Annotated in this window: 16 protein-coding genes; 7 read left to right on the plus strand and 9 right to left on the minus strand. The window is 60.4% G+C overall.

The features are described from left to right. Window positions 1-95: 95 nt before the first annotated feature. The gene (locus MRY75_RS02200) at window positions 96-1,439 is read right to left on the minus strand and encodes a 1-acyl-sn-glycerol-3-phosphate acyltransferase (RefSeq protein WP_292305511.1); all 1,344 of its coding nucleotides are present in this window, start codon (window positions 1,437-1,439) and stop codon (window positions 96-98) included. 236 nt (window positions 1,440-1,675) lie between these two features. On the opposite strand from MRY75_RS02200, the gene MRY75_RS02205 reads away from it, so the two are divergent. From MRY75_RS02205 to MRY75_RS02225, 5 genes are all read left to right on the plus strand, one after another. Continuing rightward, window positions 1,676-3,652 (plus strand): protein meaA, encoded by a 1,977-nt coding sequence (locus MRY75_RS02205; protein ID WP_292305512.1) that lies wholly within the window; start codon window positions 1,676-1,678, stop codon window positions 3,650-3,652. Window positions 3,653-3,730: 78 nt separating this feature from the next. After that, window positions 3,731-4,210 (plus strand): hypothetical protein, encoded by a 480-nt coding sequence (locus MRY75_RS02210; RefSeq protein ID WP_292305513.1) that lies wholly within the window; start codon window positions 3,731-3,733, stop codon window positions 4,208-4,210. 169 nt (window positions 4,211-4,379) lie between these two features. Continuing rightward, window positions 4,380-4,691: an H-NS histone family protein gene (locus tag MRY75_RS02215; protein ID WP_292305514.1), complete on the plus strand. Its 312-nt coding sequence runs from the start codon at window positions 4,380-4,382 to the stop codon at window positions 4,689-4,691. Between the two features lies 1 nt (window position 4,692). After that, entirely contained in the window at window positions 4,693-5,397 is a 705-nt protein-coding gene (deoD, locus tag MRY75_RS02220) for a purine-nucleoside phosphorylase (protein WP_292305515.1), read from the plus strand. 100 nt (window positions 5,398-5,497) lie between these two features. Further along, entirely contained in the window at window positions 5,498-6,100 is a 603-nt protein-coding gene (locus tag MRY75_RS02225) for a hypothetical protein (RefSeq protein ID WP_292305516.1), read from the plus strand. Here MRY75_RS02225 and MRY75_RS02230 read toward each other — a convergent pair. From MRY75_RS02230 to MRY75_RS02250, 5 genes are all read right to left on the minus strand, one after another. After that, window positions 6,097-6,945, minus strand: coding sequence for a DUF1989 domain-containing protein (locus MRY75_RS02230; RefSeq protein WP_292305517.1), 849 nt, complete (start codon window positions 6,943-6,945; stop codon window positions 6,097-6,099). The two genes, MRY75_RS02225 and MRY75_RS02230, sit on opposite strands and share 4 nt — an antisense overlap. A 42-nt stretch (window positions 6,946-6,987) precedes the next feature. Continuing rightward, a complete protein-coding gene (locus MRY75_RS02235; protein WP_292305518.1) occupies window positions 6,988-8,136 on the minus strand; it encodes a sialidase family protein in 1,149 nt (382 codons plus the stop codon). 67 nt (window positions 8,137-8,203) lie between these two features. Further along, complete coding sequence (locus tag MRY75_RS02240; RefSeq protein WP_292305519.1) at window positions 8,204-9,373, minus strand: type III PLP-dependent enzyme; 1,170 nt, start codon at window positions 9,371-9,373, stop codon at window positions 8,204-8,206. A 219-nt stretch (window positions 9,374-9,592) separates the two neighbouring features. Further along, window positions 9,593-9,781, minus strand: a complete 189-nt coding sequence (locus tag MRY75_RS02245) for a hypothetical protein (RefSeq protein WP_292305520.1) — start codon at window positions 9,779-9,781, stop codon at window positions 9,593-9,595. A gap of 131 nt (window positions 9,782-9,912) precedes the next feature. Next, on the minus strand, window positions 9,913-10,692 hold the full coding sequence (locus MRY75_RS02250; protein ID WP_292305521.1) for a succinate dehydrogenase iron-sulfur subunit: 780 nt from the start codon (window positions 10,690-10,692) through the stop codon (window positions 9,913-9,915). A 149-nt stretch (window positions 10,693-10,841) separates the two neighbouring features. Between MRY75_RS02250 and MRY75_RS02255 the strand changes: the two genes are divergently transcribed. Together MRY75_RS02255 and MRY75_RS02260 are read left to right on the plus strand one after the other, a co-directional pair. Further along, complete coding sequence (locus MRY75_RS02255; RefSeq protein ID WP_292305522.1) at window positions 10,842-11,912, plus strand: glycosyltransferase family 4 protein; 1,071 nt, start codon at window positions 10,842-10,844, stop codon at window positions 11,910-11,912. A 19-nt stretch (window positions 11,913-11,931) separates the two neighbouring features. Then, window positions 11,932-12,795 carry an FkbM family methyltransferase gene (locus MRY75_RS02260; RefSeq protein ID WP_292305523.1) on the plus strand — a complete coding sequence of 288 codons (864 nt, stop codon included), beginning with the start codon at window positions 11,932-11,934 and terminating at the stop codon, window positions 12,793-12,795. Here the strand turns inward: MRY75_RS02260 and MRY75_RS02265 are convergent. The 3 genes from MRY75_RS02265 to sdhA all read right to left on the minus strand — a co-directional run bounded on the left by MRY75_RS02265 (window position 12,792) and on the right by sdhA (window position 15,387). After that, window positions 12,792-13,118, minus strand: a complete 327-nt coding sequence (locus MRY75_RS02265) for a hypothetical protein (protein ID WP_292305524.1) — start codon at window positions 13,116-13,118, stop codon at window positions 12,792-12,794. The genes MRY75_RS02260 and MRY75_RS02265 overlap by 4 nt on opposite strands. Then, a complete protein-coding gene (locus MRY75_RS02270; RefSeq protein WP_292305525.1) occupies window positions 13,103-13,474 on the minus strand; it encodes a hypothetical protein in 372 nt (123 codons plus the stop codon). Before MRY75_RS02270 ends, MRY75_RS02265 begins: the two co-directional genes overlap by 16 nt. A gap of 107 nt (window positions 13,475-13,581) precedes the next feature. Next, the gene (gene sdhA / locus MRY75_RS02275) at window positions 13,582-15,387 is read right to left on the minus strand and encodes a succinate dehydrogenase flavoprotein subunit (RefSeq protein WP_292305526.1); all 1,806 of its coding nucleotides are present in this window, start codon (window positions 15,385-15,387) and stop codon (window positions 13,582-13,584) included. Window positions 15,388-15,406 lie beyond the last annotated feature (19 nt).

The raw sequence follows: 15,406 nt of genomic DNA on the forward strand, positions 1-15,406 counted from the left end.
GGACCGAGCTTGAAATTATGCAACAAGATTTCGGTCTATTTTGTAATTTTATGACCGAGCGAACGCAGAAAAATCTTTGCACCCGCAGAATTCATCTACATCAGGTGACGGATCGAATTGGCATAGAACCGCGCCAGCGCCTCCCCACCTGTCGCGATCTCCAGGGTTTCGCCCGTCTGAACAACAAGGCCACGCTTGCGCAGCGTACGCAGACCGAACTCGACCGCATAGTCGCGGTTGTTGCGCGGCACATGCACCTGCGCGGACTCGAGCCGCGTCAGAGCACTCGCAAAAGCGATCTCCAACTCTGCCCGGCTCATCGGCCCCTGTTCGAGCAGCAGATACGCAATCAGCGGCACGGGCAGCACCGGTACGGCATCGGCGATGCGCTTCATGATCTGGGCAGACAACGCATCCGGCGTGCTGTCCTCGAGCGCGACGTGGCTCAGAACCAAGGGCTTTCCGAAACTCACAGCCGCATACCCGAAGCGATGAAACTTGCCGGTGATCCGCAACCTGATCTGTCGCAGGATCGCCAGGAACACGACACTGATCCGCGCCCGGAACTTGCGGTCCCCGGTCGCCTGTGCGTGCAACAGGATCGAATCCTCCAGAACACGATCATAATTCAACGCGATGGGGACGAAGACAACATCCCGCTTGGCGGCGGTGGCCCCTTCCAGGATGTATTTCAGGATTCCCACCTTGGGCGGCGCAAGACTTCCATCAAGGCTCAAGCCCCCTTCCGGGAACACCGCCTGCGTGACCCCTGCCCCTGTCGCCTGCTGCACGTATTTCGCCAAAACCTTGCGGTACAGGTCATTGCGCGATTTGCGCCGGATGAAATACGCACCCATGGCCCGGATCAGCCGCGACAGAGGCCAGACCCGCGCCCATTCGCCCACCGCATAGGACAAGGCCGACCGATCCGCCGCAAGATAGGTCACCAGCACGTAATCCATGTTCGACCGGTGATTCATCACGAAGACCACAGTCGCGTCCGGATCGACCTCTGCCAGTCCGGCATCCTGGTGTACCATCCTCACCCGATACAGCGACGTGCTCAGAAACCGGGCCGCGCGGATCGCAAAGCCGAAATAGACCGAGGCCGAAAAGGACGGCACGATTTCCTTGGCGTAGCGTCGCGCCCGTTCGAAAGCGACGTCTTCGCGCACGCCTTCTTCCTGTGCATGCTCCACGATGGCCTGCGTGATTTCGGGATCATAGACCAGCCGCTGGATCATGTCCTGACGTCGCAACAGCTTGAACGGCTGGATCGGCCGCTCGAGCCGCGCATTGAGCCGCTTGACCGCGCGCTCCATGCGCCGCCGGAAGAACCATCGTACGGAGGGGAACAGGAAATGCGACGCAAAGGTCACCGCCGCAAACAGCAGGATCAGCAGAAAGGCCCAGAGCGGGAGTGTCACCTGCGAAGTCATGACTTCACTCTTGCAACGAACCCGGCGTCCGTAAATGACAAAGCGCAGCACTCCCAATCTTGTTGAAAGATGCGACAACCGCCGCGCTTTCCCTGACACCGCAACACGTCCTATGCTGTCACGCAGCAAATCCGACGACGCCGCAGTGCGGCGAATTGACAGCGACATAAAGTTTCGCGTATGCATCGCGGAACGCAACAAGATTACACCAGCGAATCCCGCCTGACGGAGCCGACATGACCGACGCACAGACCCCATCACGTGACAAGCCCTGGCTCATCCGCACCTATGCCGGCCACTCCACTGCCCAAGCCTCAAACGCGCTTTACCGGTCTAACCTGTCAAAGGGACAGACGGGCCTGTCGGTCGCCTTCGACCTGCCCACACAGACCGGCTATGACAGCGATCATGTGCTGGCGCGCGGTGAAGTCGGCAAGGTTGGCGTCCCCGTCAGCCATCTGGGTGACATGCGCACGCTGTTCGACCAGATCCCGCTGGAACAGATGAACACGTCGATGACGATCAACGCGACCGCGCCTTGGCTGCTCGCGCTCTATGTCGCCGTGGCCGAGGAACAGGGCGCGGATGTCAGCAAACTGCAAGGCACCGTGCAGAACGACCTGATCAAGGAATACCTCTCGCGCGGCACCTATATCTGCCCGCCGAAACCGTCGCTCAAGATGATCGGGGACGTGGCCGAATACTGCTACACCCATATCCCCAAATGGAACCCGATGAACGTGTGTTCCTACCACCTGCAAGAGGCGGGTGCTACGCCGGAGCAGGAACTGTCCTTCGCCCTTGCCACCGCCATTGCCGTGCTGGACGAGCTGAAGCCCCGCGTCCCTGCCGAAGACTTCCCCGCGCTCTGTGGCCGCATCAGCTTCTTCGTGAACGCAGGCATCCGCTTCGTCACCGAGATGTGCAAGATGCGCGCCTTCGTCGATCTCTGGGACGAAATCCTCGAACAGCGCTACGGCGTGGCCGACGCGAAATACCGCCGTTTCCGCTATGGCGTGCAGGTGAACTCGCTGGGCCTCACTGAACAGCAGCCGGAAAACAACGTTTACCGCATCCTGATCGAGATGCTGGCCGTGACGCTGTCCAAGAAAGCCCGCGCCCGCGCCGTTCAGCTTCCCGCATGGAACGAAGCACTTGGCCTGCCCCGCCCGTGGGACCAGCAATGGTCGATGCGGATGCAACAGATCCTGGCCTACGAGACCGACCTTCTGGAATTCGACGACCTGTTCGACGGCAACCCCGCCGTCGATGCAAAAGTCGAACAGCTCAAGGAAGGTGCGCGCGCTGAGCTTGCCAACCTCGACTCCATGGGCGGAGCGATTGGTGCCATCGAATACATGAAGGGCCGTCTGGTCGATTCCAACGCCGACCGCCTGAACAAGATCGAACGCAACGAGACCATCGTTGTCGGCGTCAACAAATGGGTCGAAGGCGAGCCTTCGCCGCTTCAGACCGAAGACGGCGGCATCATGGTCGTCGATCCCGCCGTCGAACAGGACCAGATCAACCGCCTCAATGCATGGCGCGCCGAACGTGACAGCGACGCGGTGCAAAAAGCGCTCGCAGATCTGCGTGCCGCGGCCAAGGACGGCGCGAACGTCATGCCCGCCTCCATCGCCTGCGCCAAGGCCGGTGTCACCACCGGCGAATGGGCGGGTGAAATGCGCAAGGTCTACGGCGAATACCGTGGCCCGACCGGCGTGTCGAAATCGGTGTCCAACAAGACGGAAGGGCTGGACGACATCCGCGAGGCGGTCAACGCCGTCAGCGACCGTCTGGGCCGCCGTCTCAAGTTCCTCGTCGGCAAGCCGGGTCTCGACGGGCATTCCAACGGTGCCGAACAGATCGCCTTCCGCGCCCGCGATTGCGGCATGGACATCGACTACGAAGGTATCCGCCTCACCCCCGACCAGATCGTCACCGCCGCGCGCGACAACGAGGTCCACGTTGTTGGCCTGTCGATCCTGTCGGGCAGCCACATCCCGCTGGTCGAGGACATGATGACCAAGATGCGCGACGCGGGCCTTGGCCACATCCCGGTGATCGTCGGCGGCATCATTCCGGACGAAGACGCCAAACGCCTCAAGGCGATGGGCGTGGCAAAAGTCTATACGCCCAAGGATTTCGAACTGAACGCGATCATGATGGACATCGTGACCCTCGCCGATCCAAAGGCGGTCGCTGCGGAATAAAACGGGCAAAGGCTTTTCTTGATGCTTTTGAACGGGTACGGTTTCGGCCGTACCCGTTTTCAATTTGGACTGAGTTTTATGAAACATCTCATTATCGCCGCCCTTGTCGCCTCGGTTCCTGCAGCCGCCTTTGCTGACCCGCGGCTCGATCGCCTTGAGGCGATTTCAGAAGAAATGACCGATGCCATGTTCGACGCTATGATCCGCATGGTCGAGAAGGAAGGCGGCAATCCCGAACCGCTGCGGGCCGCCATCCCGAGCTTGGAATGGGACGACACCTTCCGCGAAGCGGGCGCCTGTGTGCTGGACAAATACATCTCCGCCTCAAGCGGTTCCGCCGTGGATGACATGCTCGATAGAATGGAAGCCTTCATTCCCGAAATGGCCGAAATGGACCTCGATGCCTTTGAAGACGACACTGATTTTTTGCCTGAAGGCGTGTCTGAGGACTACTCCATCTCAGTCAATGAAGAATGTGGGATGACTGATGTGATGCTGGACCGAATGGAAGAGTCCGGCTTCATGGCGGCAATGATGCAATCCATGGCGGGAAATTGACGCCATTAAGCGTCAAAACAACTCTCCCTTGCGATATTTTTAATTCTGGTCAACCCTGTATTGCGCCAAGAGGCGCCGATTTTATCTAAAGATGCTTCTCGAATTGACTTAATTCAGCAGAGGAGTATCCCACATTTATTAAAAACAACAAAACCACTCGGAGACTCACATGAGCATTGATCTGAACAACATGTCCAAGGACGAACTGCAAAAGCTCATCAAGGACGCAGAAAAAGCTCTCAAAACGATTGAATCCCGCCGCCTGACCGAAGCCAAAAAGGCTGCCGAGTCAGCTGCCAAGGAATACGGATTTTCCCTCGACGAACTCTTGGGCCGGCCGCAAAAGACCGCGTCGAAAAGTGCTCCGAAATACAAGAATCCGGCTGACCCGACCCAAACCTGGACAGGAAAAGGCCGCAAGCCGAATTGGGTGAATGACGCGCTCAAGGCCGGCAAGACCATGGACGATCTGAAGATCTGACATGACCATTCATATCGGCGCCCAGATCGGAGATATTGCGGAAACCGTGCTGATGCCCGGCGACCCGTATCGCGCGAAATGGGCTGCGGAAACCTTTCTGAAAGACACCCGCCTCGTAAACGAAGTGCGCGGCATGCTTGGCTTTACCGGAACATGGAACGGCCATCCCGTCACCATTCAGGGGTCGGGTATGGGCATGCCCTCGCTGTCCATTTACGCCAATGAACTGATCCGCGATTACGGGGCAAAAACCCTGATCCGGATCGGCTCCTGCGGCGGAATGCAGCCGCATGTCGGAATACGGGACGTGATCCTTGCGATGACAGCCAGCACGCTGTCCACACCTTCGCGGGGGATTTTCAAGGAATTGAACTTTGCGCCTTGTGCGGATTGGTCTCTTTTGCGCGCGGCCGCTGATGCGGCCGAAGCAAAGGGGACCAAAACCCATGTTGGCGGCATTTATTCCTCGGATGTATTTTACGACGAACGACCGGATCTGAATGAACAGATGACCCGGCACGGTATTCTGGGCGTCGAAATGGAAGCGGCCGAACTCTACAATCTCGCGGCCCGCCACTCGGTCCGCGCGTTGGCGGTTCTGACCGTGTCCGACCATCTTCAGACAGGAGAAGCCCTGCCCTCCGAAGACCGTGAACGCAGTTTCGGGGACATGGTCGAAATCGCGCTGACTGCCGCTTTCGCCTGATCAACACTCTCGGTCGGGACAGTTTCGATTGTCCCGGCCCTTTCCAATTCCCGCCACAATTCTCTGCCACAGTCCGGTCATGCCGAATTGGGTCATAGATATGTATGTCTTGCTGACAAGCCGCGTGCCGATCCCGCGCATGCTGTTCCTGTTCAGCGTCATCACCCTGTCGCTCTTTACACTGACGGCGCATCACCATGCGACCTTGAAAGAGGTGGGGCTGGTCCTCCCGGTCATGTGCGCGCTGTTCGGCCATGTTACGGTGATCGCGGTCAAGATGCCTGACTCCCTGCACACGTTCGAACGGCTCGGACTGCGCAATGCCGGCGGGAAACTTGTCCTGATCTGTCTGGCCGCCTACGCGGGGGCCATGGCCCTGCCCTCTCTCGCGGCGGCGCAGGTCGCGCTCAGTATCGGGATTGCGATCTACCTCTTCGTGTTCGTCGTGGTCTTCTACCTGTTCGAAGACGGTGAAAAGATCGGCTGGTTTGCCCGCGACTGGGACGAAGGTCAGCGCAATGCGGCCAATTGGCAGGTGATCCGCCTCGTCGCATTGATCCTTCTCAATGAGATGGCTGCACGCCACGGCACGGCCTTTGACTGGATCATCGCAATTACGCTTGGCCCCATCGCGCTGCACTACCTGATGTACTGGACAATCGTCGCGACGCATCCCGACAAGACAACATCACGCACCGATTAACCGCGCCCATGACTCCGGTCATAGCCGTTGACCGCAGGTGGCACCCATCCCTCCAACGCGCCCTCGGCAGGACGCAGGACCTCCACCCGCAACGGATAGCACGCCGCCGCATCGCTGGTATGCTCTGCCGAGCAATCCCCACCCGGACACGCGGACAACGCGCCAAGCAGGTCGATCTCGGCGAAAAAGGTCAGATGATCCCCCGGACGCACCGGGCTGGCCTTCATGAAATACTGTCCCGTATCCCGCGTGAACCCGGTACACATGAACACGTTGAGCACGTCGTGCACATGCGACTCCGCCTCGGTCAGGGTCATCCCCGTGGCATCCGCCAGCGCCCGCGTCAGGTTCGAATGGCAGCAATGGTGATACTGCACACCGGACAACAGGTTGCCGGTATACGGATCGCAGCGCGTGCCGATCACGTCATGCACCGACCCGCCATAGGCGTCTATCCCGTACCAGCCAAGACTGTCCTCCACGATGGTCGCCATCGGCCGCAGCGTCGGGAACGAGGACCAGAGCCGTTCGCCCGTCGTGACATGTGTCCCATGCAGGGCGCGTGTCTTGCCGGAATAGAACCGCTCGGACAGGTCACTGGCGTTCCACAGGTTGAGATCTCCCACCTGAGGCCCATCCACACTCACGATGCGAAAGAACGATCCTGCTGGCACCCGGAAGGTACAGGCGTCCCGAGGTGCTGCGATCGAAACATCCACCACCTCGGCCCCGGCCAAGGCACGTACGTAGAGCGCCATGTCCGGCACCGGCAGCGTTTCGTTGGGATAACAGATCACCGGCGCAATCGCGCGGCGGACTTCGGCATCATCAGGCGCATGTGTCATGCTGCCATGATTGGGATCAGACGACGCTGTGCACAAGCCCTTTCAGTGCGTCCGATCCAGCACCTCGACCGACAGGACCGTGGGCAAATGCCGGGCAATCTCGGCCCAGCTGTCGCCTTCGTCGAAGCTGGCAAAGACCGACCCGGAATTGGTGCCGAAATAGACGCCCGCCCGTTCCTGCTGGTCGGTGGCCATCGCCTGCCGCAACACGGTGAAGTAGCACTGCTGAGGCAGCCCTGTGCGGCAATCCTGCCAGGTGTCGCCCCCATCACGCGACCGCCAGACGGCAGCCGCCGCATCAGGTGGATAGCGACCGGCGGAATCCCCGTTCAAAGGCAGCGTCCACAACGTTTCTGGATCATGCGGATGTACAGCCACGGGAAAGCCAAAGGTCGACGGCAGCCCTTCGGTGATGTCGTCCCAATGACGGCCACCATCGCGTGATCGCCAGACCCCATGGTGGTTCTGCTGATAGAGCAGGTCGCTGCCCGCCGCGCGCACCATGTTGTGCACGCAATGCCCGATCTCACCATTCGATGGTGCCGCCGGGTGATGGTGATCCTGACAGGCCTCCGCATTCGACAACCGGTTGCGCCGGTCCCATGTCGCGCCACCATCCTCGGTCGCGAACACCCCGGCGGCAGAGATGCCAATCCACATCTTCCCCTGAACATCCGGATCCGGAACGATGGTATGAAGCACCATTCCCGCCGCGCCGGGGTTCCAAGTCTCCCGGGTCGGATGCTGCGAAATCCCTTCGACCATCTCGAACTGCGCGCCACCGTCCCGGCTCATCAGCAATTGCGCGGGGTTGGTCCCGGCATAAAGTGCACCGTGTACGTATTTCACGGACCACACCGCCTTGAGCCCGTCAAATGGTGCTGGCGTGTCCTCCCAACCGATCATCGCGGCGAAACCCGGATCATTGGCGGCCCATTCGTCCATCTGGCCTTTCGACAGCTTTGTCAGCGTCCAGGACGCGCCGCCATCATCGGACACAAAGACACCGGCGCCGGACCAGTCACTGCCACCCCCTGCAGCCAGCCTCCCGGTCTCGGGATCGCCGCTGACATGGTTGATCGTCCAGCCCTCGCAATGGGGGCCAGACAGCGCCCAGTTTGCGCGACCATCTTGCGATGTCAGAAGAAAAGCGCCCTTGGTCGTGCCGACCAGTACCGTGATATCCGCCATGATGCCCTCCCGCAGATGGCGGGAGGGTACTCCTCTTGGCCGAGTCTCGATAGCGCGAAGTGCGCTATCAGATCGCGATCACGTCCAGCGGCGGGAAACCGTTGAAGCCAACCGACGCATAGGTCGAGGTATAGGCACCGCAGTTGCGGATCACGATGCGGTCACCCGACTGAAGGCCCAACGGCAACTGCACCGGCTGCTTTTCATACAACACGTCGGCGCTGTCGCAGGACGGACCGGCCAGAATACAGGCACCGGTCGGCTCGTGGTCACGGTCGGTGATGAACTGGTAGCGGATCGCTTCGTCCATGGTCTCCGCGAGACCCGAGAACTTGCCGATATCCAGATACACCCAGCGGTGCAACTCGCTGTCCGACTTGCGCGACACCAGCAACACTTCGGCGGCAATCGCACCCGCTTCGGCGACAAGGCCGCGACCCGGCTCTGCCATGATCGACGGGATCTCGCCGAACTTGTCGTGGATCTGGCGCATCACATCCGACGCATAGGTCTGAGGCGCGTCCAGCTCCTGACCGTAGAAGGCCGGGAACCCACCCCCGATGTTGAGCAGCGTGAGGTCAAACCCATCCGCCTTGAGCCCGTGCCAAACGGACGCCACCTGATCCAGCGTTTCGCCCCACATCTCGGCACGGCGGGTCTGCGAGCCGACATGGAACGACAGGCCCACCGGCTTGAGACCGAGGTCAATGGCCAGACGGAAGAGCGACGGCGTCTTGTCCAGCGCACAGCCGAACTTGCGCGACAACGGCCAATCGGCGTGCAGCGACCCAACGATCAGGCGGATATAGACCGCAGCACCCGGCGCGTGCTGCGCCAGCTTGTGCAGCTCTTCTTCGGAATCCGCCGCGAAGTGGGTGATCCCGATCTCATGCGCCCAGGCAATGTCCGACGGGCGTTTCACGGTATTGCCAAACGACACACGCGACGCGTCCGCACCTGCGTTCAGGCACATCTCGATCTCGGCGCGCGACGCAGCGTCAAAGTTGCTGCCCAGCGCGACCAGGGTCTGCAGGATCTCCGGCGCCGGGTTTGCCTTGACCGCATAGTGAATGCGCGCACGACCCAGACCCTGTGCCAGAGCCGCGTATTGACGTGCGACAGCCTCCGTGTCGATCACAAGCGTCGGGCGCTCGAAACGATGGCTCAGGATGAAGGCCTCGGCGCGAGACACAGATGTTTCGTTGCGGGCGGAAAGCCCGGTTACGTATGCGTTCATTGGTCATCTCCAATAGACCCGGCCATTCCGAATTATTCGGCACAGACCGCTCAGTTCTTTCAGAGACGTTACCGTCGCTACGTAACCGCGTGGGTGCAGGTCCTGCTTGCCCACCTCGCCAGAGGCGCGTGCGTTGGCGTCACTAACCGCGGATATGGAGTCGATTTTGAGTCGGTGCAATAGGAATTGTTTTTGCCGACTCTAAATAACAATCTCAGGTCACTCCCGGCGTCGCAAACACACCACGGGGCTGGTTTCCGACGTCATTTCCGCCCCACAGAATGCACAGCGCCATTGCCCCGCCGCCGTCCTGCGCCACCGACATTCCCGCGTCAGCGTTGTCGTCTTGTGCCGCCAGTAAAGATAGGCCAGCACGCCGAACAGAAGAAGGATCAGGAGGATAGGCATGGCCCCTGTCTATCGATTGCGCACCAGTCATTGCAACCGGATAGGCATAAACGAAGAAGGGGCTGACGTGCCGCCAGCCCCCTGCAAAATCCGAATTTTACCGATTGGTAAAACCTTGGCGTCGTGACCGCTCAAACGTGCCGTTCGACCATCATCTTCTTGATCTCGGCAATCGCCTTGGCGGGGTTCAGACCCTTCGGACAGGTCTTGGCGCAGTTCATGATCGTGTGGCAGCGATAAAGCTTGAACGGATCTTCCAGATCGTCCAACCGTTCGCCAGTCGCCTCATCCCGGCTGTCGATGATCCAGCGATACGCATGAAGCAACGCGGCCGGTCCAAGATAGCGGTCGCCGTTCCACCAGTAGGACGGGCACGCCGTCGAACAGGACGCGCACATCACGCATTCATAAAGACCGTCAAGCTTCTTGCGGTCCTCGATGGACTGCTTCCATTCCTTTGCCGGACGGTTCGTCTTGGTCTCGAGCCACGGCATGATCGACGCGTGCTGTGCATAGAAATGGGTAAGGTCGGGGATCAGGTCCTTGACCACCGGCATGTGCGGCAGCGGGTAAATCTTCACGTCGCCGTCGATCTCGTCCAGACCGTAGATGCAGGCCAGCGTGTTGATCCCATCGATGTTCATCGCGCAGGACCCGCAGATCCCTTCGCGGCAGGACCGGCGGAATGTGAGCGTCGGATCGATCTCGTTCTTGATCTTGATCAGCGCGTCCAGAACCATCGGTCCGCATTTGTCCATGTCGACGAAATAGGTGTCCACGCGCGGGTTCTCGCCATCGTCCGGGTTCCAGCGGTAAATGCTGAATTTGCGCACGTTCTTCGCGCCTTCGGGCTTGGGCCATGTCTTGCCCGTGCGGATGGTCGAATTCTTGGGGAGCGTCAGTTGAACCATGGTAAACTCTGTTGCCTTCCTGCCATCGTCTTCGGGATGCTGAAAAAAAGCGGCATCGCTGCTGTGGCGAATGGTATATCTTCGACGTGTCACGTCTACGGGATCGTGGCCAAAAATAACAGGCAAACACAGGCAAAAAGAGACCAAAGATGCAAAATGCCGCAGCGGCGAAGGCCCTGACACGGAACAGGAAAATGCTGTGTCTGCCATCCACGGCGGGCAATCCCTATCAATCCTTGCTCTATTCGAAACTGCCCAAAGGTTTCGACAGCGAATTCGCCGGCCCCGGCGGTCTTGACCTGCTCGCCAGCGGGGATTTCAGCGTTGTCCACCTTCACTGGGACGACCGCATGTTCGGCCGCTCTGAAGACGCAGCCGCGAATGCGGCAGACCTTGACCTGGCGCTGAACACGCTGCGGCGTTTCAGGCAGGATGGTGGACGGATCGTCTGGACCATCCACAATGAAGCACCGCACAAGGCCCGCGATCTGGAGACCTTCCAGCGTGCCAGACAAGAACTGAGCACATTGGCCGATGCGATCCATGTCCATGCCGACCACGCCGCCGATCACATGGCGGACACCTATGGAACACCGCGCTCGAAACTCCACGTGATCCCGCATCCAAGCTATCTCGGCGCTTACGAACCGGCGGCCAGAACGCTCTTGCGCAAACTGACCAGGTCGGACAGACGCCAGTTCCTGTTCTTCGGCATGTTCCGTGGCCCCAAAGGCATCCACACCATCACCGATGTGGCCGGAAAGCTGAGCAAACGTCAGGTACCCTATCACCTGCGCATGTACGGCAAGGCGTTTTCCTCGCAGGCCCGGATGCTGCGCATGCTGGACGCAAACCCGAATGTCGATCTGCGCACCGACCGCATCCCAGACGAAGACATCCCCGGCATCTTCGGCGCGTCCCATGTCTTTCTCGCACCCTACCAATCCATGTTCACCTCTGGATCGGTGATGCTGGCGCTGACCTTCGGCTTGCCGATCATCGGCCCGAACATCCGTGAATTGCGCGAAACCACACCCGAGGCCTGTCACGACCTGCTCTATGACCCGGCTTCGCCGCGCGGCCTCATCCGCAGCATGCTGCAGTTCATCGAGATGTCTGACACGGACCTGCGCAAACTGCGCAAGGCCTGTTTCGATTTCGCCAAGGATCGCGCACCGGACAAGATCGGCACCCAGGTCGCCAAACTCCTTACCCAGTAATCCCTTTCGAAAGTTCCCCATGCAGACCGCGTTCGCCAACCGTATCCGAACCCTACGCGCTGCCCTGCGCTATGATGACAAGCTGCACATCACCGATGTCGGTGCCAATCCGATGCATTTCGAAGCGCCCTACAAGGATCTTCAGGAAAACGGCGATGTGGTGATCACGGGGTTCGATCCACAGGCCGAAACGCTGGTCACGCTCACCGAAGGACGCGGCGAAGGCGACCGTTACCTGCCCCATGCCATCGGGGACGGCAAGACCCACACTCTGAACGTCTACAAAGGCTCAGGCCTGACCTCGCTTCTGTCCATACGCAGGCCGACGCTTTTCTTCCTCATGGGTCTCAAACGCGCCGCCCAACTGGTCGAAACCGCAGAAATGGAAACGCGCCGTCTGGATGACCTTGACGATATTCAGCGGATCGACCTGCTCAAGATCGACATTCAGGGCGCGGAAAAGATGGTGTTCGAGAACGGCGAGACCAAAATCGCTTCAGCCGTCGCCGTGCATTCGGAAATCAATTTCTTCCCGCTCTATGACGATCAGCCCAGCTTTGGCGACATCGACGTGACCCTGCGCAAGCTCGGCTTTGTCCCTCATTCCTTCTATCACACGGTCGCGCGCCACGTCCGGTCCCGCTACCTGGGGCACTTGAACGATGCGCACCGCACCCATCTTCTGGACGGAGACATCCTTTATTTCCGCGACCTGTCCCGCCCCGATGACCTGACCAGCGACCAGTTGCGCAAAATGGCGCTGATCGCGGATGGGATCTACGGGTTCACGGATTACGCATTGCGATGTCTGGATGAACTCGAACGTCGCAAAGAAGCGGATGAAGCTGCCATCCTCGCCTATATCGACGCGGTTAACGGCTAAAGCCGCTGGTTCAGCAGAGCCGGCAACCCTTCGACGGCAAGGCATCGGACCGTTTCGGGTTTGGACAGGATGTCCGTCACGATCTGCACGGTACTCTCGGTCGGACCTGTCACCGTGTCCAGCGCCAGCGCCCGTATCTGCACCGCGCTTGCGTTGTCGATCACGCAGTCCAGAGCGGGCTCCAGAGGTACACCGGGGAACCGCTCGATCAGAACAGGCGTGATCGCCGACCGCGCTGCATCACGCGCGATCTGATCCTGTACCTGCGGCGAACAGGCCGCAAGCATCACCCCAAAGGCAGTCAGGATCAGGGTCTTAAGCAATATTGCGCGCCTCCGAACAACACCGGTGCGTCCTGTGTACAGCCGAACGAGCGTTCACCAAGCTGCTCCCGACGCATGTCGGCAAGAATTTGCTCCCGGTCGCGGGATGCCGCCGTTTTGGACGGCGGCGTACCGTAGGTGTAATGGACGACCGTTGCATCGCCCGCGCCGACGGTTTCGACCTCATAGGTCCCGCCATGTGCCTTGGCCAGGGTACAGGCGTTTATCGCATCTGCGCCCGCCTGCGTTCCGCCAAGCCCGACCACCGGGGTGGCTTTGGGCAGACCATCCATGAATGACCGTCCGCGCACCTTCAAAGAGAGCGAATACGTGCCCGGAGCCTTGGTTTCCTGCATGCACTAACGCGCGATGCGTTCACCTGCTTCGGGCGTAACCGCCGGTTGCGGTCCAGTGCAACCGGACAGCCCAAAAACCAAAAGCACCGCTGCGGGCACAATCCGCATCAGAACGTACGTTCCTTCGGCTTGATCTTCTCAAGCGAGATCCCGCCCTGCTCTTCCGTCGTCAGCGGGTCTTTCACCACCGGACGATAGGTCAGGTCGATCTGGTTGCCCTCAACCCGCGCGATGGTGTGCACGCGCCAGTTCTCATCGTCCCGCGCGGTGAAATCCTCGTGCGCATGCGCACCGCGGCTTTCTTTGCGCGCCTCGGCACCGGCGATCGTCGCCAGCGCGTTGGGCATCAGGTTGGTCAGTTCCAGCGTTTCCATCAGGTCACTGTTCCAGACAAGGCTGCGGTCGGTGACCTTGAGGTCGTCCATCTTGCCCGCAATCGTGACCATCTTGTCGAGACCTTCCTTCATGGTCTTCGACGTACGAAACACAGCGGCATCCGCCTGCATCGTCTTCTGCATCTCAAGCCGCAGTTCGGCGGTCGGGATGGTCCCCTTGGCATTGCGCAGCCCGTCGAAGCGGTCGAACGCCTTGTCCACCGACGCGGTGTTGGTCGACGGCACGGCGCTGTCGCGGTCCACAACCTTGCCTGCGCGGATGGCCGCAGCCCGGCCGAACACCACAAGGTCGATCAGCGAGTTGGAACCCAAACGGTTGGCACCATGCACCGACGCACAGCCCGCCTCGCCAACGGCCATCAGGCCGGGCACGACCGCGTTCGGGTCGTCCTTGGTCGGGTTCAGCACCTCGCCCCAGTAGTTGGTCGGAATACCGCCCATGTTGTAATGCACCGTCGGCAGAACCGGGATCGGTTCTTTGGTGACGTCGACACCGGCGAAGATCTTGGCGCTTTCCGAAATGCCGGGCAGGCGCTCGGCCAAAGCCTCTTTCGGCAGGTGCGACAGGTTCAGGTGGATATGGTCGCCCTCTGCGCCCACACCGCGACCTTCGCGGATTTCCATCGTCATCGACCGGCTGACATAGTCACGCGGCGCAAGGTCCTTGTAGTTGGGCGCATAGCGCTCCATGAACCGCTCGCCTTCGGAGTTGGTGAGGTATCCACCTTCCCCGCGTGCGCCCTCGGTGATCAGACAGCCCGAGCCGTAGATGCCCGTCGGGTGGAACTGCACGAACTCCATGTCCTGAAGCGGCAGACCAGCGCGGGCCACCATGCCACCACCATCACCGGTGCAGGTATGGGCGCTTGTCGCGCTGAAATAGGCGCGGCCATAGCCGCCCGTCGCCAGCACCACCATCTTGGCGTTGAAGACATGCATCGTGCCGTCGTCAAGCTTCCAGCAGATGACACCGGTGCAGGCGCCGTCGTATGACATGATCAGGTCGATGGCGAAATATTCGATGTAGAACTCGGCGTTGTTCTTCAGCGACTGACCATAGAGCGTGTGCAGGATCGCATGGCCGGTCCGGTCCGCCGCCGCACAGGTGCGCTGCACGGGCGGGCCTTCACCGAACTCGGTGGTGTGACCGCCGAACGGACGCTGGTAGATCTTGCCTTCCTCGGTGCGCGAGAACGGCACGCCGTAATGTTCAAGCTCGTAAACCGCCTTGGGCGCTTCACGGGCGAGGTATTCCATCGCGTCCGTATCGCCCAGCCAGTCCGACCCTTTCACGGTGTCGTACATGTGCCACTGCCAGTGGTCCGGGCCCATGTTGGAGAGCGATGCGGCAATCCCGCCCTGCGCCGCCACCGTGTGCGACCGGGTCGGGAACACCTTGGTCACGCAAGCTGTGCGCAATCCCTGTTCGGCCATGCCAAGCGTGGCGCGCAGACCTGCGCCGCCTGCGCCGACGACCACGACGTCATATTCATGCGTCTCGTATTCGTATGCAGCCATGTTGCTGGAAACTCCGCTA

This window comes from Marivita sp. (assembly GCF_022763305.1).
GTDB lineage: Bacteria > Pseudomonadota > Alphaproteobacteria > Rhodobacterales > Rhodobacteraceae > Marivita.

Excerpts from the sequence above, each read along its gene's own strand:
- MRY75_RS02240 (WP_292305519.1), bottom strand. The coding sequence starts at position 9,373 with ATGAACGCATACGTAACCGGGCTTTCCGCCCGCAACGAAACATCTGTG.
- MRY75_RS02210 (WP_292305513.1), top strand. The coding sequence starts at position 3,731 with ATGAAACATCTCATTATCGCCGCCCTTGTCGCCTCGGTTCCTGCAGCC.
- MRY75_RS02270 (WP_292305525.1), bottom strand. The coding sequence starts at position 13,474 with ATGCAGGAAACCAAGGCTCCGGGCACGTATTCGCTCTCTTTGAAGGTG.
- sdhA (WP_292305526.1), bottom strand. The coding sequence starts at position 15,387 with ATGGCTGCATACGAATACGAGACGCATGAATATGACGTCGTGGTCGTC.
- MRY75_RS02215 (WP_292305514.1), top strand. The coding sequence starts at position 4,380 with ATGAGCATTGATCTGAACAACATGTCCAAGGACGAACTGCAAAAGCTC.
- MRY75_RS02260 (WP_292305523.1), top strand. The coding sequence starts at position 11,932 with ATGCAGACCGCGTTCGCCAACCGTATCCGAACCCTACGCGCTGCCCTG.
- MRY75_RS02250 (WP_292305521.1), bottom strand. The coding sequence starts at position 10,692 with ATGGTTCAACTGACGCTCCCCAAGAATTCGACCATCCGCACGGGCAAG.
- MRY75_RS02230 (WP_292305517.1), bottom strand. The coding sequence starts at position 6,945 with ATGACACATGCGCCTGATGATGCCGAAGTCCGCCGCGCGATTGCGCCG.
- MRY75_RS02205 (WP_292305512.1), top strand. The coding sequence starts at position 1,676 with ATGACCGACGCACAGACCCCATCACGTGACAAGCCCTGGCTCATCCGC.
- MRY75_RS02235 (WP_292305518.1), bottom strand. The coding sequence starts at position 8,136 with ATGGCGGATATCACGGTACTGGTCGGCACGACCAAGGGCGCTTTTCTT.
- MRY75_RS02225 (WP_292305516.1), top strand. The coding sequence starts at position 5,498 with ATGTATGTCTTGCTGACAAGCCGCGTGCCGATCCCGCGCATGCTGTTC.
- MRY75_RS02255 (WP_292305522.1), top strand. The coding sequence starts at position 10,842 with ATGCAAAATGCCGCAGCGGCGAAGGCCCTGACACGGAACAGGAAAATG.
- MRY75_RS02200 (WP_292305511.1), bottom strand. The coding sequence starts at position 1,439 with ATGACTTCGCAGGTGACACTCCCGCTCTGGGCCTTTCTGCTGATCCTG.
- deoD (WP_292305515.1), top strand. The coding sequence starts at position 4,693 with ATGACCATTCATATCGGCGCCCAGATCGGAGATATTGCGGAAACCGTG.
- MRY75_RS02245 (WP_292305520.1), bottom strand. The coding sequence starts at position 9,781 with ATGCCTATCCTCCTGATCCTTCTTCTGTTCGGCGTGCTGGCCTATCTT.